The sequence below is a fragment of the Stenotrophomonas sp. UBA7606 genome, assembly GCF_002477705.1.
Taxonomy (GTDB): domain Bacteria; phylum Pseudomonadota; class Gammaproteobacteria; order Xanthomonadales; family Xanthomonadaceae; genus Stenotrophomonas.
Window position 1 is genome coordinate 1 of record NZ_DLJW01000046.1, and the last position, 22,526, is coordinate 22,526.

A 22,526-nucleotide genomic window follows, 5' to 3' on the forward strand; every position below is an offset into this window, starting at 1 on the left:
TTGCCCGGGCCCTTGCCCTTCAGCACCAGCTCGGCGCGGCGCAGCTCGAACTCGCTGTCCTTGCCGTTCTTGGCAACACCGTTCAGGTCGGCCTTGTCGTTGTCGAACCAGTTGCCGTCGGCCTGGACCAGGCCTTCGAAGGTGATTTCGGAACCGCCAATAACGTCGATGGCGACTTCAGCGTGTGCAGCCGGCGCGAACAGTGCAGCAGCCACGGCCGCGGTGAGGAGTTGGCGATGCAGTTTCATTGGGTGGGTAGCCTTGCAGGCAGGTTGAGGTTGCTGCGAAGGCTAGGCTGTAAAGATTGCGTAAATGTGACAGTCCGGCGACTGTTATGGCCCAGGCAGGGCAAGCACCTGCGCATTTGGCAGGTGCGCTGTTACCGGCAGGTGTCGTGCAGATGGCAACTGCCGACGCTCAGGCGGCGTCGGCGGTCTTGTCCTTGAAATGGCAGAGGTCGCGGATCACGCATTGCGGGCAATCCGGTTTGCGTGCCTTGCACACATAGCGCCCGTGCAGGATCAACCAGTGGTGCGCATCCTGCAGGAACTCGGCGGGAATCACCTTGACCAGGCCATCCTCCACCGCACGCACGTCTTTGCCAGGTGCCAGCCCGGTGCGGTTGGCAACACGGAAGATGTGCGTATCCACCGCCATGGTTGGCTGCCCGAACGCGGTGTTGAGCACCACATTGGCAGTCTTGCGACCGACGCCGGGCAGGGCTTCCAGCGCGGCACGGTCGGCGGGGACTTCTCCGCCGTATTTTTCAACCAGGATGGCGCAGGCGGCAATCACGTTCCTGGCCTTGGCATTGAACAGGCCGATGGTGGCGATGTAGCGCTTGAGCCCTTCCTCTCCCAACGCAAGGATGGCCTGGGCGGTGTTGGCCACCGGGAACAGCTTGCGCGTGGCCTTGTTGACGCCCACGTCGGTGGCCTGGGCCGACAGCGTGACCGCGACCAGCAGCTCGAACGGGGTCTTGTATTCCAGTTCGGTGGTCGGGTGCGGGTTGAGTTCGCGCAGGCGGGTGAACATCTCCAGTACTTCGGCTGCGCTCATGCGTTTGCTGCCGCGGGCGGTGCCGGCCTTGGCGGGTGTAGCCTTCCTTGCCGGGCGCTTGCTGGCGGTGGTCTTGCGGGCCGTGGTTTTCTTCGCTGCAGTGGTTGTCATTGCGGTGTGCTTCCTGCGGCCTTGGCCTTGGCCCGGGCCCGGGCCAGGATCGCCGCCGCCGCCGAGGGCAGGGCAGGTTTGCTGTTGGCCGCGGGCGCTGGCGCACGTCGCGCCTCACGCTCGGCGGCGCGGCGGGCCAGCCGCGCCGCACGGGCGCGGTGGCGTTCACGTGCAGCCCAGGCCGTGCGCAGTTGCTGCTGGGCCTGTTGCAGGCGTTGTGGCAGGTCCGGGTGCAGTGGGTCGAGGGCGGCGTCGCCGGCCTGCGGCTGGTAGTCCATCAGGCCAGCGTCAAGCGCTGCATCCAGAGCGTCGTCCAGTACCAGCTGCAACAGCTGTCCGGGCGTGGCGTGTACGGCGGGCATGGCGTGGCTCAGCAGTTCCTGAATTCCGGCTTGCGGCGTTCCAGGAAGGCACGGGTGCCTTCACGCATGTCCTGGGTGGAGAACACCAGGCCAAATTGTGCGCTTTCGTATTCCAGCCCTTCCTCGATGCCGCATTCGCCACCGACGTTGATCGCATCCAGGATGCCGCGCAGCGCCAGCGGTGCGGCGTTGGCCAACTGCACGGCGAGCTTGGTGGTCTCTGCTTCCAGCTCTGCGGCGGGCACCACCCGATTGACCAGGCCCAGCTGCTGCGCGCGCTCGGCGCTGATGGGAGCACCCAGCAGGCACAACTCGAGCGCAGCGGCACGCCCGCCCAGGCGAAGCAGGCGTTGGGTGCCGCCGAAGCCCGGCACCAGGCCCAGGTTGATCTCTGGCTGGCCCACCTTGGCGCTGTCGGCGGCGATGCGCAGATGGCAGGCCATGGCCAGCTCCATGCCACCACCCAGTGCGAAACCGTTCACCATTGCGATGACCGGCTTGCTCAAACGTTCAATCCGGCGCATCAAACGTTGGCCAACCAGCGAGAAGTCGCGGCCTTGGACCGGGGTCAGGGCGTTCATCTCGGCGATGTCCGCGCCGGCCACGAATGCCTTGCTGCCAGCACCGGTCAATACCACCACCCGTACCGCCGGATCCTGCGCGGCGGCTGCAAATGCTGCGTCCAGTACCTCCAGCGTCTGCCGGTTGAGCGCGTTGAGCTTCTCCGGGCGCTGCACGGTGATGGTGTGGATGCCATCCTGGGTGCGGGTAGAAACCGGTGCATCGGACATACAGCTGGACTCCTGAAAAGTTAAAAAAAAGTGAGCCGGGAACTACTGGAACCCTTGCCCTGTCTGAATCGGCGTCGTCAGTGGCGGACAGCCTTTGTGACGGCTATCCTAACCCGTCGCCTCTAGCGGCATGGTTGCCCTGAGACACCTTTCCTGGAGAACTGTTTGATGAAGTTGCGTTCTATCGCGGTCGCCGTGGCCGCTCTGGCCATTACCGGCGCTGCATTCGCCCAGGACGTCTCGTCCGAGAAGGGCAAGCTGAGCTATTACTTTGGCTACGATTACGGCAACAACCTGGCCGAACTCACCGGCCGTGGCGAACAGCTGGACATCGCATCGGTGGTCAAGGGCCTGCAGGACGCCTACGCCAAGAAGCAGCCGGCCATCACCGCCGACCAGCTGAAGCCGGCCGTCGAGGCATTCCAGCGCCGTGAGCAGGGCCGTGCCCAGGCCGCCAAGGCCGAGTACGAAAAGGCTGCCGCTGAAAACAAGACCCGCAGCGACCAGTTCCTGGCCGCCAACAAGGCCAAGCCGGGCGTGCAGAGCCTGGCCAACAACGTGCAGTACCGCGTGATCGAAGCCGGCAACGGTGCCAAGCCGACCCAGGCCAGTACCGTCGCGCTGGAAGTCGCTGGTCCGTTCCCGTATGGCCAGCGCCCGACCGAAGCCCGCCCGGCCCAGTCGATCCCGTCGATCAAGCTGAGCGAAGTGGAGATGGCGGCCATGCGCACCACGCTGCTGCAGATGCCGGCCGGTGCCAAGTGGGAAGTGACCCTGCCGCCGGATCAGGCCTACGGTGCCGATCCGCGCACCCCGTTCCCGCCGAACGTGGCTGTGCAGTTCGAGATCAAGCTGGTCAGCGTCAAGTAATCGCCAGCAAAACGTAAGAAGAAAAGCGCCGGTGGCAACGCCGGCGTTTTTTTTGATCCAGTGAACGGGCAGGGCGGAGCGAACAACCCATCAACCCGAATGTTGGCAGGCGTTGCGCCTCGCAGGTAGTCACAAAAAAACCGGCGCCCTTGGGCGCCGGTCGGTAACCCTGAAAGCCGCTGCGGCTTTTTACAGCGACGTCAGTTTTGCAGCACAGCTGCGGATGCCCGCCTGCTCGACGGTGCTGACCATGCCGATGGCCTTCAGGCTGCTGGCGGTGTCGTTCATGCAGCGCAGGTATTGGCCACGGTTGCCCTTGGCACCCACCCTGCACAGACGGTCCTGGGCTTGCACGTTGGCACCTGCAATCATGCCCGGCGCCTTGAACAGCTTCACGCCGGTATCGCAGCTGCCGATACGGGCGTTGCCGCCATTCAAGCCCCAGCCTTCATCGGCGAACACACCCAGGGTGAGGTCAACGATGCGTGCAGCATCGGTGCTGTCGCTGTTGGCGGGTTCCATCAGGGCGTCCGGCTTGAGTACGCTCTCGAAGTGCGAGAACGAGGAGCCGCTGGCCACTGTCGCCGGTGCATACAGCAGCGGTCGCCCGCTGCGATCGGCGCCAGCCATCTGCCCGGCGACATTGCCCAGCGCGGCCGTCATCGCCGTGCCGGCCTGGGCTGCCGCCTTGATCAGGTTGGCATCGCTGAGGTTGACGCTGAGGGTCGGGATGGTGGCGTTGACCGAGGCGTCTTCCGCCATGCCCGGCGCCGTACCCGGATCGGCGGAACTGGCGACATTGCCGATGATCGCGGCCACCGCACCAGCGGCCTGCACATTGGCGGCCTTGATCTCAAACGCGCAGGTGCCGCGATTGACGTAGGCCACCTTGCCGGCAAGGCTGCCTGCCGGCAGCGCCTCGCAGGCATCGGCGGTGTCCGGCCCGGTGCCATCATTGGCCACCACCACCGGTCCCTTGAAGTTGGCCGCGGTGGCCGCCGGCCCGAACGACGCGGTGCCGAAGAACTGCGATACCACCGACGTGCCACTGACCGACAGGACCAGTGCCGGATCCAGCCACAGCGGGGTCTGTGCCTTGGCGCTGGCACCGTCCCAGGCGGGTGCGCCGCGGGTCTTGATCGAGGTGGCGCGCAGCGCGTTGGTCATCGACGCATCGGTGAAACGCTTGCCGGTGAGGTTGTCGTAGGCGTTGTCGGTGTAGACGTCGGAATAGCCGTAGTAGCTGGGAATGCCGGTACGTTCACCCAGGCGGCCGCTCGTGTAGCCGACAAAGCCGGAGAAGCCCAGGCCGTGGCCGATTTCATGCATCACCACGTCCAGGAAGTTGATCTGCCCGGCAGGCGTGTTGCCGTCCAGTCCGTAGTACCAGCCCGAGCCGGTCATGCACGGCGAACCGTCCGGGTTGGTGCCGCCCAGGTTGGCATTGAATCGACTGGTGATGTCGGTGCCGCTGCTGCTGATGGTGATGCGCGAGCCATTGACGGCGTTGGCCAGGGCGCCGTGGTAGATCATGCCCAGCTGGGCACCCGACGGTGCCGAAGCAGCCACCCATGAGGCACCGGCCGAGCCCAGCGTGCCGCCGGTGGCGGTGCAGGCCAGGTCCTGGAAGCTGGCGCCGACAAAGGTTTCCACATCGCTCTGCAGCACCGAGCCCCACAGGTCGGCCGCGTACTGGTAGACGATGCGCCGCTGTTCACCAACGCTTACGCCGGGGTTGCCGCCCTCCGGCGCGCGCGCGGTGGTGTCATTGAGACCCTTGCCAGCCGGGTCCTGGTTGACCGGGGTGATGATGGCAGCCTGCGCGGAGGCGGCATACAGCGTGGCCACGACCATGGCCGAGAGAAGTTGCGCCTTCATTTGGACACCTCCTGCCGATCATGGGAAACCGCGGCACCGTTCTCCAGCAACTGCACACTGCCATCGGCGGCACATTGCACGGTCAATGCATTGAGCGAGGACAGCGGCAGGTCGGCCGTGGTCATGCCATTGCTCTGCAGGCGCAGGGTCTTGCTGGCATCGGCGCCGGTCTGCGGTATGCGTGCCCATGCGGCATTGGCACCTGCGCTGCTGCGGGCGGCGGCAGGCATGGCGTTGGCCTTGTCGGACAAGGCGCGGATTTCACTGTCGCTGAGCTTGCGCAGCTTGCCCGTCTTTGCGTCGATGCCGGCGACCATGCCGTTGTCGGCGGTCTGCTCCGCAGCGGTAGGTTCGCTGGCCATGACCGAGGCGGCAGCCAAGGCCAGTGCGGGGAGCAAAAGGAGAGGTTTTGCCAATTTCATTTCCGTACTCCGTACAGAGTGAAGCGAAAAGGCGCTACGCGGCTGTAGGCGAATTCACAGGGCCTGAAATCAGGCCTGCGCGGACGCGCCTGCATTACGGATAGTTCGGTGTCCCCCTGTCGGCAACCCGAGTGTGCCCTCGGATGAACGCAAGCTCAATAGTTGATGTGCGTCACATAATGAATGGGGCACCAAGATCCCTGTGGGTATGGACGTCGCGCTGCGTTGCCGGTCACGGCCGACCAATCTGGCCTGTCCGCTGACACTTTGGCGCGCTACGCTAGCGCGATGCATGAATTTGTTGCTCCGCCACCGCCGCGTCTCATTTCCAGCCCCTGTATCGGAATCTGCGCCTTGGACCCGGCGGGCTTTTGCCGCGGTTGCTGGCGTACGGGTGCGGAAATTGGCGGGTGGATGGCGATGAGCGAGCGCGAGCGTCAACGGGTGATGGAACAGGAGCTGCCGCAACGTGCGCGCGATGCCACGGCATTTGCAGCGCAGCTGGGCGGGCGAGAGCGTCTGCAGCAGGCCTTGCTGCCCTTGCTGGATGCGCCGAACGGCCCCGGCTGGAACCGCAGCGAGCTGGAAGACCTGCTGCCGCCCGGGCCACCGGTGGAAGCGGCCGTGCTGGCCGGCCTGGTGCCGCGCCCACACGGCACCCAGGTGATCCTGACAAGGCGCACCGAGGCGCTGCGCAACCATGGCGGCCAGGTCGGGTTCCCTGGTGGGCGCATGGAAAAGCGCGACCGCAACCCGCTGGCGGCGGCGCTGCGCGAAAGCGATGAAGAAATCGCGCTGGCGTCGAGCCAGGTGCTGGCGTTGGGTTACCTCGATCCGTTCATCACCATTACCGGTTTCCGGGTGACGCCGGTGGTGGCGGTGGTGGATCCGGATTTCATTGCCCGGCCCGAGCCGGGCGAGGTGGCCGAAGTGTTCGAAGTGCCGCTGGATTTCCTGATGGATCCGGCCAACCTGCGGCAGGTGCCGGTGGACTATCACGGGCGGGTACGCCACGTGATGGAGTACACCTGGCCTGGCCAGCGCATCTGGGGCGCAACGGCTGCCATCCTCTACAACCTGCGTCGTCGATTGGAGCAAGTGGCATGACTACGAACAGCCCGCCGTGGACCACCCTGGTGGACGTTGCCAGCCTGGCCGCGATCCTGCAGGCCGATGCAACACGGGTGTTGGACGCGCGCGCAATCGCCAGTACCGCGGTGCGGGTGATGGATGCGCGCTTTTCACTGGCCGATGCCCAAGCCGGCCGCCAGCAATATGCGGCAGGGCATATACCGGGAGCGCTGTATGCCGATCTGAACCGGGATCTGTCCGACCTGGGCAAACACGGCCATGGCCGTCACCCGTTGCCGGACAGCGAGGCGTTTGCGGCCACGCTGGGCGGTTGGGGGATCGCCCCGCAGACGCAGGTGGTTGTCTACGACGCCGCCGACGGCAGCATGGCCGCCGCCCGGTTGTGGTGGCTGCTGAGGCTGATCGGCCACGACAAGGTTGCCGTGCTGGATGGTGGCTTGGCCGCTTGGCAGGCGGCGGGGCAGGCCGTGGAGGCTGCCGCGGAGGTGGCGGTTACCCGCACTGCGCCCTATCCGGGCAGGTTTGATCTGGCGCAGGTGGTCAGTGCCGACGAGGTGCAGGCACGCTTGCCGCAGGCGCCGGGCTGGTTGCTGGACGCGCGCGCCGGCGAGCGCTACCGCGGTGAGGTGGAGCCGCTGGATCGGGTTGCGGGCCACGTGCCCGGTGCGGTCAATCGCCCGCTCGCAATGAACCTGCGCGATGGCCACATGCGGCCGGCGGCCGAACTGCGTGCCGAGTTGCTGCCCTTGCTGGGCGAGCATGCGCCCGCGCAGGCGGTAGTGATGTGCGGTTCCGGTGTGACTGCCTGCCACTTGTTGCTGGCGTTTGAGCATGCAGGTCTGCAGGGCCTGCGGGTGTTTGCCGATTCCTGGAGTGGCTGGTCCAGTGACGAGCGGCGGCCGGTGGCTGTGGGCTGAAACGACGCGTCGCCGTGGCGGCGCAGGGATCCGGGGGGAACGATGACAATGCGGATGGGCCTGGTGCTGCTGTTGGCGCTGCTGTTGTTGAGTGGCTGTGACACCGCGCCGGATGCGTCAACGGCGATGGACGCGCGCCAGTACGCGCGCGACGTCGAACAATGGCGTGCGCAGCGGCTGGCACGGCTGCGGGCCGGCGATGGCTGGCTCAGTTACATTGGCTCCGGGCGTCTGCGCCCGGGCAGCTACCGGTTGGGCAGTGCCCCGGGCAATGATCTGTTGCTGCCGGCGGGCCCAGCACAGCTGGGGCTGCTGGAGGTGGACGCAAACGGCAATGCCCGCATCGACGGCAAGCCCGGCAGCGGAGCAACCCTCAATGGTCACCCGCTGCGCCAGGCCGAACTGCGCCCGGGGGTGGCCGGTATGCAGGAGGCCAGTCGCATCAGGCTGGGTACGTCCGAGTTCTATCTTGTGCGCATGGGCAGTGTACTGGGCTGGCGTTTCCGCGACCCCGGCTCGGCGCGTCGACGTAACTTCCAGGGCATCGAGCACTTTCCGGTGGACCGTCGCTGGCAGGTGCAGGCGCGTTGGCAGCCCTATGCCCAGGCCCGGCAGGCGGTGCTGTTGACCTCGATCGGCACGCCGTTGCCGGCGCAGGTGCCGGGTGAAGCGGTATTCGAGATGGACGGGCGTACCTTCCGCCTGCAACCGGTACTGGACAAGGAGGCGCTGCCATCGCGGCAGCTGTTCTTCCTGTTTTCCGACCGCACCAGCGGCAGGGAGACCTATGGCGGCGCTCGCTACCTGTACGCAGCCGAACCCCGCGACGGCAAGCTGGTGCTGGATTTCAACCGCGCCGAGAACCCGCCCTGCGCGCTGACCCCGCATGTGGTGTGCCCCATCGCACCGGCGGTCAATCGCCTCGACCTGGCGGTGACGGCTGGCGAGAAATTCCAGTATCTGCCGCAGTAGCCGGGGTCAGCCCGGCATCCGCTGCAGGTCGATGGAGCGCAATACCAGCTCCCACGGGAACAAGGGGCCCGGATCCAGCTTGCGCTGCACGCTGCGGCCGGCGTCATCGCTGGCAGGTTCCAGGGCGGTATCCAATTGCTCGTGGCCGGCGATGTAGCGCAGTGACGGTACTGCCTGTGGCAACCATTCCAGCAGGCGTACCAGCGCTGCAATCTGCGCTTCCGGGTAGGGCTCGGTCATGGTCTGGTGGTTGGAGTCGAACCAGTTCGGCCAGCGCCCGTTGTTGACCAGCTCGATGCCGATCGAACGCGGGTTGATGCCGCGCACGTGGTGGGCCACGCGGTCCAGGGCCACGTATTGCTGGATGCTGCCATCGCGGTCGATGTAGTAATGGCCGCTGTTGCCGCTGCCGTTGTCGTACAGGGCGCGCTCGCCATACTCGCGGGCGGTGGCCAGGTCCGGCAGTTCGGTGCAGTGGATCACCACCAGGTCGATGTCGGTGGGCTTGCGCTGCGCCAGCAGGTGTTCGTAGGGCAGCGGTTTGGCGATGATGGGCGGCGGCAGGTGCATGGGTGGATGCTAGCATTCACCCATGAATTTCCCCATGACCCGCCGCCAGCCATGAGTCGCGGCCACTGCATCCTGTCGCACGGCTTCGAGAGCGGCCCCGACGCCACCAAGGTCACCGCGCTGGCCGAGGTGGCCGAACGCCTGGGCTGGAGCCACGAACGCCCGGATTACACCGACCTGGATGCCAGGCACGAGATCAGCCGGGTCGGCGATGTGCCGGCGCGCCTGCAGCGGCTGGTCGAACGCGCGGCCGAGATGGCGGCACGTGGCCCGCTGGTGCTGGGCGGATCCAGCCTGGGCGCCTATATCTCGGCGATCACCTCGCTGCAGGTGCCGGTGGCCGGGTTGTTCCTGATGGTGCCGCCCACCACGATGGGACCGATGCCGGCGCTGGATGCAGCGGCGGTGCCGATCAGCGTGGTCCACGCCTGGAACGACGAACTGATCCCGGCCGCCGACGTGATCGCCTGGGCCGCCGAGCGCAGGGCGCGGCTGCTGCTGGTCGATGACGGCCACCGCCTGATGCGCCATGTGGACGCCTCGGCGCAGGCCTTCGAAGCCTTGCTGCGCGGTTTGTGAACGCCGCCGCCGGCCGATTCCGACGCCGCGGCGGGCAACTGCCTACAATAGCGGCCCTGGATGCCCCGGGGCCGGCCACCGTGCCTGCCCGCCTGGCTGGCCCGATTCCCTCTTCGAAAGTTGATAGCTCCCGTGAATTTCTTTGTTTCCTGCGCCAAGGGCCTTGAATACCTGCTTGCCGACGAACTGCTGGCGATGGGCCTGCCGCGGGCGACCGCCACCATTGCCGGCGTCAATGCCGAGGGCGAGCTGCGCGATGCACAGCGGGTGGTGCTGTGGTCGCGCCTGGCCAGCCGCGTGCTGTGGCCGCTGCAGGAATTCGACTGCCCGGACGAGAACTCGCTGTACCAGGGCGTGGCGGCCATGCCGTGGGACCAGCACATCAGCCCCGAGCTGACCTTGTCGGTGGACGCGCATGTGTCTGGCACCGCCATTACCCACGCGCGCTTTGCCGCGCAACGGGTCAAGGACGGCGTGGTCGACAGCCTGCGTGACCAGGGCATGGAGCGGCCGTCGGTGAACGTCGAGTTCCCGGATGTGCGCATCAACCTGTCGCTGCGCAAGGGCAGGGCCACCATCTCCATCGACCTGGGCGGTGGCCCGATGCACCGCCGTGGTTGGCGCATGGCGCAGAACGATGCACCGCTGAAGGAAAACCTGGCTGCCGCCGTACTGCTGCGCGCCAACTGGCCGAAGATCCACGCCGAAGGCGGTGGCCTGCTCGACCCGATGTGCGGCAGCGGTACCTTGCTGATCGAAGGCGCCTTGATGGCAGCCGACGTCGCACCGGGTCTGCAGCGCCATGGCAGCATCCCACCGAGCCGCTGGCGCGGTTTCGATCAGGCGCAGTGGAAGGAACTGATGGCCGAAGCGCGCCAGCGCGAACAGGCCGGTCGTGCCGCGCTCAAGCAGGTCATCCATGGCAGCGACATCGACCCGGCGGCAATCCGTGCGGCCAAGGAAAACGCCGAGGTTGCGGGCGTCAGCGAGGCCATCTGGTTCGGCGTGCGTGACGTGGCCGATATGCAGGTGCCGCCGCAGGAAACCGGCTGCGTGGTCTGCAATCCCCCTTACGACGAGCGCCTGGCTGCCGACACCGTGCTGTATCGCCGTATTGGTGATGCGCTCAAGCGTGCGGTGCCCACCTGGCGTGCAAGCCTGCTGTGCGGCAGCGCCGACCTGGCCTTCGCCACCGGACTGCGTGCGGCCAAGAAGTACCAGATGTTCAACGGCGCCATCGAATGCGCGCTGATCGTCTGTGACCCGATTGCCGTGCCCGAGCGTGAGAACGCCGGCCAGCCGCGCGAACTCAGCGAAGGCGCGCAGATGGTGGCCAACCGCCTGCGCAAGAATCTGAAGAAATACAAGAACTGGCTGTCGCGCGAGGGCATCACCTGTTTCCGTGCCTACGATGCCGACCTGCCGGAATACGCGGCCGCCATCGACGTCTACCGCGAAGACGGTGGCAAGAACCGCACCTTCCTGCATGTGCAGGAATACGCCGCGCCGGCCACCATTCCGGACGTGGATGTGCGCCGACGTCGCAACGAACTGCTGGCCGCCGCGCGCGAGGTATTCCAGGTGCCGGCCGAACAGGTCGCCCTGAAGTCACGTGAGCGTGGCAAGGGCGGCAGCAAGTACGGTCGTTTCGAGCAGCGCGGCGAGTTCATCCTGGTGCGCGAGAACGATGCACTGCTGCGGGTGAATCTGTTCGATTACCTGGACACCGGCCTGTTCCTCGACCACCGCCCGCTGCGCACGCATATGGCGCAGGAAGCACGCGGCAAGCGCTTCCTCAACCTGTTCTGCTACACCGGTGTGGCCAGCGTGGAAGCGGCGGTAGCCGGCGCCAGCTCGACCACCAGCGTGGATCTGTCCGGTACCTACCTGCAATGGTGTGCCGACAACCTCGCGCTCAACGGCAAGGGCGGCAGCCAGCACACCCTGGTGCAGGCCGATGCGGTGACCTGGTTGGAGGCGGAGAAGAACCGCTACGACGTGATCTTCTGCGATCCGCCGACCTTCTCCAACTCGGCGCGTGCCGACGATTTCGACATCCAGCGCGAGCACGTGCGCCTGCTGCGTGCGGCGATGGCGCGGCTGACCTCCGATGGCGTGCTGTATTTCTCCAACAACTTCCGCCGCTTCAAGCTGGAAGAGAACGCCGTTGCCGAGTTCGCGCATTGCCGCGAAATCTCCGCACAGACCATCGGCCCGGATTTCGAGCGCAACGCCCGCATCCACCGCGCCTGGGAACTGCGCCGGGTCTAAGCCGCCGCACCTGTATTGCCGAGCCATGCTCGGCAGAGGCTTTCCAGGCAATGCCACCTGTAGTGCCGAGCCATACTCGGCAGAGACTTTCCTGGCAATGCCATCCTGTAGTGCCGAGCCATGCTCGGCAGAGGCTCCGTCGATAAAGCCGCAGCCCACCCGCGCTCCCTCCCTTTCGCGCAGCGAAGGGAAGGGCAGGGAAGGGGGCTTTTGCTTTGCTGGGTAATGCCCCAGCCGAGCATGGCTCGGCTCTACCTATGCTCCCTCCCTTTCGCACAGCGAAGGGGAGGGCTGGGAAGGGGGGCTTTGATTTGCGCGGCAATGCCCCAGCCGAGCATGGCTCGGCTCTACCTGTGCTCCCTCCCTTTCGCGCAGCGAAGGGGAGGGCTGGGGAGGGGTGCTTTTCGCCCTGGCTGGTAACGCCCCAGCCGAGCATGGCTCGGCTCTACATCAAGCTTGCTGCCGCCAACCCCACGACCGGCAACACCCACGCCAAAGGCGCGATCCAGCGCGGGCGATACGGATACAGCCCGAAGGCCAACAGCAGGCCGGCGATCGTCATTGCACCCAAGCACCACACCGGCCCCAACGCCCAGCCGTGTCGCCACACGCACAGCGCGAATGCAGCCGTCAGCAGACTCCAGCCCAACCAGCGCCACAGCTGCATGCGTGCAGTGCTCGTAGCAGCCCTGCCGTAAAGGTCCAACTGGTGCTTTTCCATCGCAAAGGACAGCGCAACAAAGGCGGCGAACGACAAACCCAGGACAAGCAGCATCATGCGCTCGCCTCCGCAGCCGCGGCGGCTTGTTGCCTGCGCTTTTTCTCCGCGGCACTCAACGGTGGCTGCCAGCGCTGCATGCGCCAGCCGCAGTAGGCCAGCATCGCGCCGAAGGCGATCATGCACAGGTCGAAGCTGGCCAATACCCAGTCGCCGGCGGCAATGCTCGCGCCAAGATGCGCATTCGTGGTCAAGACATTGAGCAGGGGGATCAGCGCGAACAAGGCTGCGCCGACATACAGCTGCCAGGCCCACATCATCCGCTTGGGCCAGATGAAAGCCGCCAGCAGGGCGGCGCCCCAGGCCCAGAAGAACACATTGGCCTCTGCAGCCGAACGTTCGGCCAGTTGCACAGGCAACAAGCGGTTGCCCCAGAAATAAGCGGCGAAGGCGACCGGCAAACCGGCAACGGCACCAATGTTCAAGGCATCGACCAGGCGCAGGCCGAAGCCGGTCTTGCCGGACTTGGCATGCTTGGGCCGCTCCTTCACCGCCCACAGCACCACGCCGCTGGCCACCATCAGGCAGCCGATCAAGCCGGACAGGAAGAACAGGGCGCGCAGTCCCCAGTCCGCGAAGCGTGCCAGGTGCAGGCCGTACATCACGCCACGCGTCTGCGTCGCGCCACCGGCGCCAGGGCTGGCTTCCAGCAACTGGCCGCTGACTGCGTCATAGCGCAGCGACGGCGTGTCTATCGACAGGCGTTTTCCATCGCGCTGCTGGATGTCGACCACCGTGTTCGCCGCGCCGGGCCGGTACACAGTGAAGCCGGCGATATCGGCGCCGTTCCACTGCTTGCGTGCGCTGTCCATCAATTGCTGGATCGGCACGGGCACCGCCGTGCCTTGTGCCGGGGATTCCACTTCGGCCATGCGCGCGAAGGCTTCGCTGAAGAAGGCGTCCTCGTCGTTCGGATAGGCCGATTTCACCCCCCACGGCAGGTACAGGAACATCAAGGTGACGATGCCGGTGTAGGTGATCATCGCGTGGTAGGGCAGCGCCATCACCGCGCTGACGTTATGGAAATCCAGCCACGAGCGCAGTCCTTTCTGCGGGCGGAAGGTGAAGAAGTCCTTGAAGATCTTCTTGTGGGTGATGATGCCGGTAATGATCGCCACCAGCATGAACATCGCGCAGAAACCGACGATGTAGCGTGCCCAGATCACCGGGATGTAGTGCAGGTCAAAATGCAGGCGATAGAAGAAATCACCACCGCGGGTTTCGCGTGCGGTGACTTCATTGCCGGTATTGGGATCGACGGTGGCGTCACCGAAGCGGCCACCACCACGGCGTCGGCGCTTTTCGCCTTCGACTGGCGGTTTGACCATGGATTCCGGATTGCGCCAGAACATGCGCATCGCCGGGTTGCGGGCATCGGGGAGGGTAACGGTCCAGCTCTCGGCCAGCGGTGCCTTGTGCTGCAGGAAGCTGAGCGCGCGCCCAGCGGCATCGTCGGCACTGACCGTGCTGCGCGGCAGCTCAGGCCGCATCCAACGGCTGATCTCCTCGCGGTAATAGCTGGCGGTGCCAGCCATGAAGATCAGCAGCAGCAACCAACCGACCAGCAAACCGGTCCAGGTATGCAGCCACGCCATCGATTGGCGGAATCCGTTCTTCATGCGGCCGCTCCCAACCACTGGGTACCCAGCCACAACAGCGCGGTCGGGATCAGGATGCCGACCCACGCGCGCAGCGCGCTGCGGGTCGCGAATGCCCACAACGCGGCGCAGGCGCACAGCACGATGGCGACCAGCATGCCGGTCAGCACGGCCTGGCTGCGGGCGATGGGCAAGGCCACGGCGAAGAACATCGAAGAAGTGGCGGCCAGCGCATAGCCGCCGACGATGGCGGCAAGCGAGCGCGACAACACGCCCCACCAGGGGCGTGCGAGGAAACTGCCAAAACGGGTGTACCAGGGGCTGGCGAGAGGCGTGCTGTCCACGGAGACCTGCATAGTCGGATCAATACGGACGCCACCGGCGGTGTCGGTGGCGAGGGATAAGTCGGCCGTCCGTGGCCGCCACTGCCGGGCAGTGGTTCCCTGGAGGGATCAGAGCTTCCAGCGCAGGGTCAGCAGCACATTGCGCGGCTCACCCCAGTACACGCCGTTGTAGAAGCCCACGTTGCTGAAGTACGCCTTGTCCAGCAGGTTGTTGACGTTGAGCTGGGCGCTGAAGTTCTCGTTGAAGCGGTAGCCCGCCGACAGGTTCAGCAGGTAGAACGAGTCCTGGGTGATGCGCGCACTTACGGTGCGGCCACTGGTCAGGTAGTCGGCGGCGGGCTTGCTGCTGTTGCGCCAGATTTCGCTCTGCCAGGTAGCGCCGCCGCCCAGCCAGAAGCGACCTTCGGCACCGCCGGGACGCCAGCTGGTATTGAGGCGGAAGGTGTCCACCGGTGTGGTGGTGTTCTGGCGAACGCCTGCCTGGCTGTAGCTGGTGGTATGGGCGAAGCCGGCCGACAGGTTCCAGTGCTCGCCCAGGCTGCCCTGTGCTTCCACTTCCCAACCCTTGACCTTGTTGCCCTTGCCGGTGGAACGGTAGGCGCTGGAACCATCGGGCAGCGAGTTCACCGGCACGCTGTCGTCCAGTTCGGCGACGTTGTCCTTGACGCCCTTGAACACGGCGGCCGAGGTGTTGAGCAGGCCATCGAAGAATTCAGCCTTGAAGCCGGCTTCCCACATGTCGCCGACCACCGGCTCCAGGTAGCTGTTGTTCTTGTCGCGGTAGTTCTGCGGCTGGAAGATGTCGGTATAGCTGGCGTAGGCGCTGAAGTACTTGTTGATGTCGTAGATCAGGCCAAGGTACGGGGTAAGCGTGTTCTCCGGCTTGTAACCCGTGCGGGTGGTACCGGTGCGGTTGCCGGCGGTGTCGTAGGTGTAGCGCCAGGTCTTGGTTTCCCAGGTGCTGTAACGGGCACCGGCAACGGCGAGCAGCGGATCGGCCAACTGCAGGCGGGCGGCGACATAGGCGGCACGCTGCTTCAATTCGTCTTCCGAACCCAGGTAGCCGTTGCGCACGATCGGCAGTTCGGCGATGTCGCCGGTCCAGTTGCGCCAGTCAGGTACGTTCGCGTAGTCATTGGAGTAGGCGGGGATGGTGATGGACGGGTACTCGCCCTTGCGCACGGACTCGCCCAGCCCGAACACCAGCTCGTGCTCGCGGCCGAACAGTTTGAAGTTGCCGCCGACGTTCACGTCGAACACATCCATCGTGCTCTGTTCGGCGAAATGCGAGAGGTAGGCGGTGACGCCGGTGCCATCCGGGCGCGGGAAACCATTGGCGCCGTACCAGACGCTGCCATCGGTTTCACGATCGGCGTGGGTGAAGCTGCCCTTCAATGCCCAACCGGCGCCGAGCTGCTGCTCGATGCGGGCAAAGCTGGTCTTCTCGACGATGGGCCACTGGCTCCACGAGGCTGACATGTTGGTCGAGCGCGGCAGGTTGGCCGGGTTGCCATCCACGCCCCAGTAAGGCACCACGCCCCAGGTCACGCCGGAGGTCTCCGGCGACTGGTACTCGTAGCCGAGCTCAAGCAGGGTGCTGTTGCTGACGTCGGCCTGGATGATGCCGTAGAACACGTTCTTGTCGAGTTTGTAGACGTCGCGGAACGAATCGCTCTGCTGTTTGGCAGCGACCGCGCGGGCGCGGATGCGACCGTCCCAGGCCACCGGGCCGCCGATGTCGAACTCCATGCGCTGGTTGCCCCAACGGCCGAGCGTCAGGTTCGCACCCATCTGCACGGTATCGGTGGGACGCTTGCGCACGAAGCTGATGGTGCCGGACGGATCGCCTGCACCGGTGGTCAGGCCGGTGGCGCCACGCACCACTTCGATGCGCTCGTAGATCACGTTGTCGGTATTGGTCTTGATCGACCCACCAAACGTGTTGAGCATGCCGTCGACCTGGAAATTGGTGATGTTGTAGCCGCGCGAGACGTAGTTGATGCGCTCGCTGTCGGTGACAGACACATGCACGCCGGTAACCTGGCCCATCACGTCGGACAGCGAGAACAGACCCATGTCGTCCAGCCGCTGACGGGTGATGACGGTGACCGACTGCGGCGTCTGACGCAGTGACAGGTCCAGCTTGGTCGCGGTCCGCGCATGTTTGACGGTGTAGGAGTTTGGCAACTCCCCTTCGGCGACGACTTTCACCGCGTCCAGGGTGGTGGCGGCAGGGGCCGCTTCTTCGGCCAGGGCCGGCAGCGCAATACTGCTTACAGCGACGGAAAGCGCGGCAGCCAGCAGTGCCGGCCGGGGCAGGTTGGTACGGGAGGACATGATGATTTCCTGTTGGGCAATGGGTTGCCAACCACAGGAATCGCCCACGGCGCAGCCCACGCGATGCGTGGATGCCCGGGTCATGCCGCTCCCGCCAGTTGGCCTGCATGCACGGCGTGGCCTGCAACGGCACGCATGGCATCAGTTCGGATATCGGGGTACACGGGGCGTGGCGGAACAGAAGTGAAGCCTTCTTGCCGCACGGAGCTGGGCGTACTGCCTACCTGGTAACGATAATTGTTCGCATTTGATTAAGCAAGCACAAGTGTCATCGATGCCGGCGTTGCCGATTGGGCTGTCCGCTGCAGTGGCGTGGCTGTTGCATCTGCATGCCTGGGATCTGCGAGCTACGGCACAGGCAAGCGTCTGTTGTTTCTCTGCATACCGTGAGGGTGCGCATCTGTCATCGCCGGGCAACAGGCTGTTACGACAATGCGGCGCGCGCTGCAGACCGGCAGGCGCAGCGTTCTTTCAATTACGGAGCAGCAAGTGAAGCGTAGTGCGTTGGCGATTGCAGTAGGCGTGTTGGTAACAGGGGGCGCTGCAACCGGCGCAAGGGCACAACAGATCGAGGCAACGCCGGCGGCAAAGGCGACCACGCTGGATGCGATGATCGTCACCGGTACGCGTGGTTCCAATCGCACCCAGTTCGATACGCTGGCACCGGTGGATGTGTTCTCGCAGGAAGAAATCCGCGGCATCGAATCCGCTGATCTGGCCGACGTGCTGGCACAGCTGGTGCCTTCGTTCGTGGTGCAGCGCATGCCGATGAACGATGGCCAGGTATTCGTGCGCCCGGCCACGCTGCGCGGTCTGTCGCCGGACCAGACCTTGGTGCTGGTCAATGGCCGGCGTTTCCATCGCTCCGCCTTGCTGGGCGCGCGCGGCGCGCAGGGGCCTGATCTGGCGCAGATTCCCAAGAGCGCCATCCAGCGTATCGAAGTGCTGCGCGACGGCGCCTCGGCGCAGTACGGCTCCGATGCGATTGCCGGCGTCATCAACATCATCCTCGACGACAGCATCGGCACCGACGTGACCATGGGCCTGTCGCAGTACAGCGAAGGTGACGGCACCTCGCGCAACATCGGTGCGCGTACCGGCATTGCACTGGGCGACACCGGCAGCCTGTCGCTGTTTGCCGATTACGACAAGTCCGACGCTACCTCGCGTACCCGCCAGCGCGCCGATGCCATTGCCTTCCAGCAGGCGCATCCGGAATTGCAGGTGCCCAACCCGGTGCAACGTTGGGGCCAGCCGGACCTTGAGAACAAGCGTATCGGTTTCAACCTCAAGCACCAGCTGGGTGATACCACCGAAGTCTATGGCTATGGCCTGTATGGCAAGGGCGATGGCGTCAGCGACTTCAACTGGCGCAACCCCGACGGCACCGCGTCGGTATACAACACCACTGCGCTGTTCCCGGGCTGGGATGTGCGTGATCTGTATCCCACCGGCTTCAGCCCGAAGTACGGCACCGATTACGATGACCTGCAGTTGCTGTTCGGCGTACGCGGGCATGCCGGCGACAACCTGGACTGGGACGTCAGCGGCAGTTACGGCCGCAACCGCATCGAGTACAGCCTTGGCAACTCGATCAACGCCTCGCTGGGCCCGGACAGCCCGACCGCGTTCTACCTCGGCCGCCTGAGCCAGGAAGAGCGCAACCTCAATGCCGACTTCGTCTACAGCCTGCCGTTGGCGGCCTTGGCCTCGCCGGTCAACGTAGCTTTTGGTGCCGAGTTCCGCGAGGAGACTTACAGCGTGGATGCCGGTGATCCGGCCTCCTATGCGATCGGCCCCGGCGCTGCGGCCGGCCTGGCCGGCAACTCCAACGGTGCACCGGGTTTCAGCCCGGACAACGCCGGCAGCTGGGATCAGCGCAGCTATGCCGCCTATGTGGACGTGGAGGTGCCAATGACCGCGCGCTGGAGCGTGGGTGCGGCCACGCGCTATGAGCACTTCTCCAGCTTCGGTCAGACCGTGGATGGCAAGCTGTCCTCGCGCTTCGAGTTCACCCCCGATCTGGCGGTGCGCGGCTCGGTATCCACCGGCTTCCGCGCACCGACGCCAGGCCAGCTCTATACCACCAACACCCAGCAGGGTTTGGACACGGTGACGCTGCAGGTATTCACCTCCGGCCGGCTGTCGCCCAGTGACCCATTGGCACGCATGCTGGGTGCCAAGGACCTGAAGCCGGAGCAGTCGCGCACCGCATCGCTGGGTTTGACCTGGCGCAACGATGCTGGCTTCTCCGGCTCGGTGGACCTGTACGACATCAAGGTCACCGACCGCTTCAGCCAGTCGGCCTCGTTCCAGATACCGGCTGGCGTTGCCAATCCGATGGGCTATACCTCGGTGAGTTATTTCACCAACGATTTCGACACCACCACCCGCGGCATCGACCTGGTCGGGAGCTACGCCACCGGGCTGGGCGCGGGCCGCCTGAACCTGACCCTGGGCTGGAACTACAACAAGACCGAGGTCGACAAGGGCACCACGGGTGTGGCCACCAACGCCAGCCAGCGGGTGGTGTTCGAAGAACGCCTGCCGCGGCAGAAAGGCACGCTCAGCGCCAACTATGAGGTGGGCAGCTGGAGCCTGCTGGGCAAGCTGCGCCACTACGGCGCATGGACCGATTCCTCCGGCAACGCCACCGGCGATATCTTCCAGCGCTTTGGTGCCATGCAGTTCTTCGACCTGGCGGTGAGCTACCGCATCAACGCGATGCATACGCTGCGGGTAGGTGCCGACAACGTGTTTGATCGGTATCCGGACGAGGCAAGCTTCCAGGCCAGCCGTGGCCTGATCTATTCGCGCAATGCTCCCTACGACACCGACGGGCGCAATGTGTACGCCGAATACCGGCTGAGCTTCTGAGTATGGACAGCAACCGACGTCGATTGCTGCGCTCGGCAGCCTGGTTGCCGCTGGCAGGTGCCGCCAGCGCTGCGCTGGCAAAGGTAGCGCCTGCGCCGCTGCCAACGGCAGCGGGGAAAACCGCGCGGCAATTGGCCGGTGATGAAGCGTACTGGGCGGCGGTGGCCGCCCAGTACGATCTCACCGATGACGTGGTGATGCTGGACAACGGCTATTGGGGGGCGATGGCACGGCCGGTGCTGCAGGCCTACCAGCAGGCCACGGCGGAGGTGAATCAGGGCAATGCGTGGTTTGGCCGCGTCGCCTTCCCGCCGCGCGCGCGGCAGGTGCAACAACGGCTGGCCGCCTTCCTCGGGGTTGGCGAGGATGAGATTGTGCTGACCCGCAGTGCTACCGAAGCGCTGCAGGCCTTGATCGGTGGGTACAACCGGCTGCAGCCCGGTGACCAGGTGCTGTATGCCGATATCGACTACGACAGCACCATCACCGCGCTGCGCTGGCTGCAGCAACGGCGTGGTGCGGCGCCGGTGGCGATCAGCCTGCCCGAACCCTGCGACGCAGCGACCGCACTGCAGGTCTACACCGATGCACTGCGCAGGCATCCGCGTCTGAAGCTGATGCTGCTGACCCAGGTCAACCACCGCAACGGCATGTTGCTGCCGGTGGCCGAGATCGCGGCGATGGCGCGTGCGCGTGGCGTGGATGTGATCGTGGACGCTGCCCATGCGGTGGGGCAGGTGGACATGCAGGTGGCGGAGCTGGGGGCGGACTTTGTCGGCATCAACCTGCACAAGTGGATAGGCGCGCCGGTAGGTGTCGGGGCGATGTATGTGCGACGCGGGCGGGTCGCGGATATCGACCCTTACATGGGCGACCCGGATCGTGGCATTGCCAGCCGCGTGCATACCGGTACCGCCAATTTCGCCGCCTTCCTGGCTTTGCCGGCAGCGCTGGATTTCCACGCGGCCATCGGTGTGCAGGCCAAGCGCGAGCGTCTGTTGCTGCTGCGCAACCGCTGGCGCGATGCGGTGCGGGAGGTGCCCGGCGTACAGCTGATCGGTAGTGATGAGACGGCCAGCAGCAGCGCCATTTCATCGTTCCGCCTGCATGGCCGCACCACGCTGGAGCAAAACGTAGCGGTGGCGCGTCAGTTGCTGGAACAGCATGGGGTGTTCACCGTGCACCGTGATGGGCTGGCGCAAGGTGCATGTGTGCGGGTAACGCCGGGCATTTTCACCTCCACAGCGCAGGTGGATCGGCTGGCCACAGCGCTGCAGGCGCTGGCCGCAAAAGGGTAGGAGACGGCATCGCGGTAGGAGCGGCGTAAGCCGCAAAGCTGAGCTTGTTGAAACGCCCCGCTGTAACAGCGATAGCGCCGTTGCCGGCGCCGCCCCTGCCGCTGCGCTGATCAGAACTTCAACCAGCCGGTGAGGGCGTGCAGCAGCAGGCCGATCAGGCCGCCGACCAGCGTGCCGTTGAAGCGGATGTATTGCAGGTCGCGGCCGACGCTGAGCTCCAGCTGTTCGACCAGCTTGTTCTCGTCCCAGCCCTTCACGGTCTGGGCGATGTGCTCGGTGACACCGCTGCGCAGGCGGTTGGTCAGCTTCTCCGCACCGGACAGCATGTGCTGGTTGAGTGCATCGCGCAGGGCCGGGTCGCTGCCGATGCTGGCGCCAAGCCGGCCCAGGCTGCGTTCCAGGTGCCCGGCCAATACCGAGTCCTCGCGGGACAGGTCGCTGCGCAGGTACTCGTGGATGCGCTGCCACAGGCCTTGCACGTAGTCCTGCACGGCCGGGTGGTCGATCACCTGCTGCTTGAGTGCGTCCACCCTGGCGGCCAATGCGGGGTCCTCGCGCAGGCGGCGCATGTAGTTGCCCAGCCACAGCGCGTAGTCCTGGCGCAGCGGATGGTCGGGCTGGGAGAGGATGGCCTGCAGTTCTTCCAGGCCTGCGCGTGCCAGCCGGTCCGCCAGCGAATCGCCGATCTCGTCGATGGGTTTGACCCAGTCCACCGTGCTGGCCAGCTTGGGCCATTCCTTGCGGATGTAGCGCACGATCAGCGCCGAGGCCTGCTGCCGCACCTTGTCGTTGTCCAGCCAGTTGGCCACGCGGGTAAGCCCTTCATCGAGCACGCGCTGGTGGCGATTGTCGGCGGTGAGCAGGCCCAGCAGTTCACCGGCGGTGGCCGCCGCGTTCCATTGCCGCAACTGGGCGACGACAAAGCCCTGGATGGAACGGCGCACGGCGGCTTCATCCAACAGATCCAGCGCCTGCACCGCCCAGCCGCGCGCCATGCCGGCCAGCATCCTGGCCTGCGCCGGCTGCGACAGCCATTCGCCCAGGCGGGTGGCGGGGTCGAATACCTTCAGCTTGGCCAGCAGCGCTTCCGGCTCCAGGAAGTGATCGCGCACGAATACCGCCAGGCTGTCGGCAATGCGTGCCTTGTTGCGCGGAATGATGGCGGTGTGCGGTATGGGCAGGTTGAGCGGGCGCCGGAACAGCGCCACCACCGCGAACCAATCGGCCAGTGCACCGACCGTGGCGGCCTCGCAGAACGCGCCCACCCAGGCCCAGATGCCACGCTCGCCGTTGATATGGCTGACGATGAAGCCGGCCAGCATGGCCAGCAGCATCGCCAGCGCATAGGCCTTGAGCCGGCGCAGCTGCGCGCGGCGGGGATCAGCGGGCGGGCTCACGGC

At 65.6% G+C, this 22,526-nt stretch carries 19 protein-coding genes and 1 pseudogene; 8 read left to right on the forward strand and 12 right to left on the reverse strand.

Annotation, left to right across the window (positions count from 1 at the left end; genetic code table 11):
- From B2527_RS06475 to B2527_RS06490, 4 genes and pseudogenes are all read right to left on the reverse strand, one after another.
- Nucleotides 1-248 (reverse strand): annotated as a pseudogene (locus B2527_RS06475) (porin); the annotation flags it as partial.
- A 169-nt stretch (nucleotides 249-417) separates the two neighbouring features.
- Nucleotides 418-1,059: an endonuclease III gene (gene nth, locus B2527_RS06480; protein ID WP_293706790.1), complete on the reverse strand. Its 642-nt coding sequence runs from the start codon at nucleotides 1,057-1,059 to the stop codon at nucleotides 418-420.
- 107 nt (nucleotides 1,060-1,166) lie between these two features.
- Nucleotides 1,167-1,547 carry a hypothetical protein gene (locus tag B2527_RS06485; RefSeq protein ID WP_414717021.1) on the reverse strand — a complete coding sequence of 127 codons (381 nt, stop codon included), beginning with the start codon at nucleotides 1,545-1,547 and terminating at the stop codon, nucleotides 1,167-1,169.
- Nucleotides 1,541-2,323, reverse strand: a complete 783-nt coding sequence (locus tag B2527_RS06490) for an enoyl-CoA hydratase/isomerase family protein (RefSeq protein ID WP_293706715.1) — start codon at nucleotides 2,321-2,323, stop codon at nucleotides 1,541-1,543. Before B2527_RS06490 ends, B2527_RS06485 begins: the two co-directional genes overlap by 7 nt.
- A 168-nt stretch (nucleotides 2,324-2,491) precedes the next feature.
- On the opposite strand from B2527_RS06490, the gene B2527_RS06495 reads away from it, so the two are divergent.
- Nucleotides 2,492-3,193, forward strand: coding sequence for an FKBP-type peptidyl-prolyl cis-trans isomerase N-terminal domain-containing protein (locus B2527_RS06495; protein WP_293706717.1), 702 nt, complete (start codon nucleotides 2,492-2,494; stop codon nucleotides 3,191-3,193).
- A 189-nt stretch (nucleotides 3,194-3,382) separates the two neighbouring features.
- On the opposite strand, the gene B2527_RS06500 is transcribed toward B2527_RS06495, so the two are convergent.
- Nucleotides 3,383-5,071 (reverse strand): PA domain-containing protein, encoded by a 1,689-nt coding sequence (locus B2527_RS06500; RefSeq protein WP_293706718.1) that lies wholly within the window; start codon nucleotides 5,069-5,071, stop codon nucleotides 3,383-3,385.
- Nucleotides 5,068-5,493, reverse strand: a complete 426-nt coding sequence (locus tag B2527_RS06505) for a post-PEP-CTERM-1 domain-containing protein (RefSeq protein WP_293706719.1) — start codon at nucleotides 5,491-5,493, stop codon at nucleotides 5,068-5,070. The genes B2527_RS06500 and B2527_RS06505 overlap by 4 nt, the downstream gene beginning before the upstream one ends.
- Nucleotides 5,494-5,781: 288 nt before the next feature.
- On the opposite strand from B2527_RS06505, the gene B2527_RS06510 reads away from it, so the two are divergent.
- Genes B2527_RS06510 through B2527_RS06520 form a run of 3 tightly spaced genes read left to right on the forward strand, consistent with a single transcriptional unit; the run spans nucleotide 5,782 to nucleotide 8,474 of the window.
- A complete protein-coding gene (locus tag B2527_RS06510; protein WP_293706720.1) occupies nucleotides 5,782-6,600 on the forward strand; it encodes a CoA pyrophosphatase in 819 nt (272 codons plus the stop codon).
- Nucleotides 6,597-7,502, forward strand: coding sequence for a sulfurtransferase (locus B2527_RS06515; protein WP_293706721.1), 906 nt, complete (start codon nucleotides 6,597-6,599; stop codon nucleotides 7,500-7,502). Before B2527_RS06510 ends, B2527_RS06515 begins: the two co-directional genes overlap by 4 nt.
- 42 nt (nucleotides 7,503-7,544) lie before the next feature.
- Entirely contained in the window at nucleotides 7,545-8,474 is a 930-nt protein-coding gene (locus B2527_RS06520; RefSeq protein WP_293706723.1) for a DUF1684 domain-containing protein, read from the forward strand.
- 6 nt (nucleotides 8,475-8,480) lie between these two features.
- Here B2527_RS06520 and B2527_RS06525 read toward each other — a convergent pair whose 3' ends face one another.
- Nucleotides 8,481-9,044 (reverse strand): N-acetylmuramoyl-L-alanine amidase, encoded by a 564-nt coding sequence (locus tag B2527_RS06525; protein ID WP_293706724.1) that lies wholly within the window; start codon nucleotides 9,042-9,044, stop codon nucleotides 8,481-8,483.
- A gap of 51 nt (nucleotides 9,045-9,095) precedes the next feature.
- On the opposite strand from B2527_RS06525, the gene B2527_RS06530 reads away from it, so the two are divergent.
- Nucleotides 9,096-9,623, forward strand: a complete 528-nt coding sequence (locus B2527_RS06530) for a hypothetical protein (RefSeq protein ID WP_293706792.1) — start codon at nucleotides 9,096-9,098, stop codon at nucleotides 9,621-9,623.
- A gap of 132 nt (nucleotides 9,624-9,755) precedes the next feature.
- Nucleotides 9,756-11,894 carry a bifunctional 23S rRNA (guanine(2069)-N(7))-methyltransferase RlmK/23S rRNA (guanine(2445)-N(2))-methyltransferase RlmL gene (gene rlmKL, locus B2527_RS06535; RefSeq protein WP_293706725.1) on the forward strand — a complete coding sequence of 713 codons (2,139 nt, stop codon included), beginning with the start codon at nucleotides 9,756-9,758 and terminating at the stop codon, nucleotides 11,892-11,894.
- A gap of 445 nt (nucleotides 11,895-12,339) precedes the next feature.
- On the opposite strand, the gene B2527_RS06540 is transcribed toward rlmKL, so the two are convergent.
- The 4 genes from B2527_RS06540 to B2527_RS06555 all read right to left on the reverse strand — a co-directional run bounded on the left by B2527_RS06540 (nucleotide 12,340) and on the right by B2527_RS06555 (nucleotide 16,951).
- The gene (locus tag B2527_RS06540) at nucleotides 12,340-12,672 is read right to left on the reverse strand and encodes a DUF3325 domain-containing protein (protein ID WP_293706726.1); all 333 of its coding nucleotides are present in this window, start codon (nucleotides 12,670-12,672) and stop codon (nucleotides 12,340-12,342) included.
- Nucleotides 12,669-14,291 carry a PepSY-associated TM helix domain-containing protein gene (locus B2527_RS06545; RefSeq protein ID WP_293706728.1) on the reverse strand — a complete coding sequence of 541 codons (1,623 nt, stop codon included), beginning with the start codon at nucleotides 14,289-14,291 and terminating at the stop codon, nucleotides 12,669-12,671. The genes B2527_RS06540 and B2527_RS06545 overlap by 4 nt, the downstream gene beginning before the upstream one ends.
- Nucleotides 14,288-14,614: a DUF3649 domain-containing protein gene (locus B2527_RS06550; protein ID WP_414717019.1), complete on the reverse strand. Its 327-nt coding sequence runs from the start codon at nucleotides 14,612-14,614 to the stop codon at nucleotides 14,288-14,290. Before B2527_RS06550 ends, B2527_RS06545 begins: the two co-directional genes overlap by 4 nt.
- A 108-nt stretch (nucleotides 14,615-14,722) precedes the next feature.
- Entirely contained in the window at nucleotides 14,723-16,951 is a 2,229-nt protein-coding gene (locus B2527_RS06555; RefSeq protein WP_293706732.1) for a TonB-dependent siderophore receptor, read from the reverse strand.
- A gap of 489 nt (nucleotides 16,952-17,440) precedes the next feature.
- Between B2527_RS06555 and B2527_RS06560 the strand changes: the two genes are divergently transcribed.
- Both B2527_RS06560 and B2527_RS06565 read left to right on the forward strand, forming a co-directional pair.
- A complete protein-coding gene (locus B2527_RS06560) occupies nucleotides 17,441-19,828 on the forward strand; it encodes a TonB-dependent receptor plug domain-containing protein (protein WP_414717020.1) in 2,388 nt (795 codons plus the stop codon).
- A gap of 2 nt (nucleotides 19,829-19,830) precedes the next feature.
- Entirely contained in the window at nucleotides 19,831-21,126 is a 1,296-nt protein-coding gene (locus B2527_RS06565; protein WP_293706734.1) for an aminotransferase class V-fold PLP-dependent enzyme, read from the forward strand.
- Between the two features lie 110 nt (nucleotides 21,127-21,236).
- Here B2527_RS06565 and B2527_RS06570 read toward each other — a convergent pair whose 3' ends face one another.
- Complete coding sequence (locus B2527_RS06570) at nucleotides 21,237-22,523, reverse strand: DUF445 domain-containing protein (protein ID WP_293706736.1); 1,287 nt, start codon at nucleotides 22,521-22,523, stop codon at nucleotides 21,237-21,239.
- Between the last annotated feature and the right edge of the window lie 3 nt (nucleotides 22,524-22,526).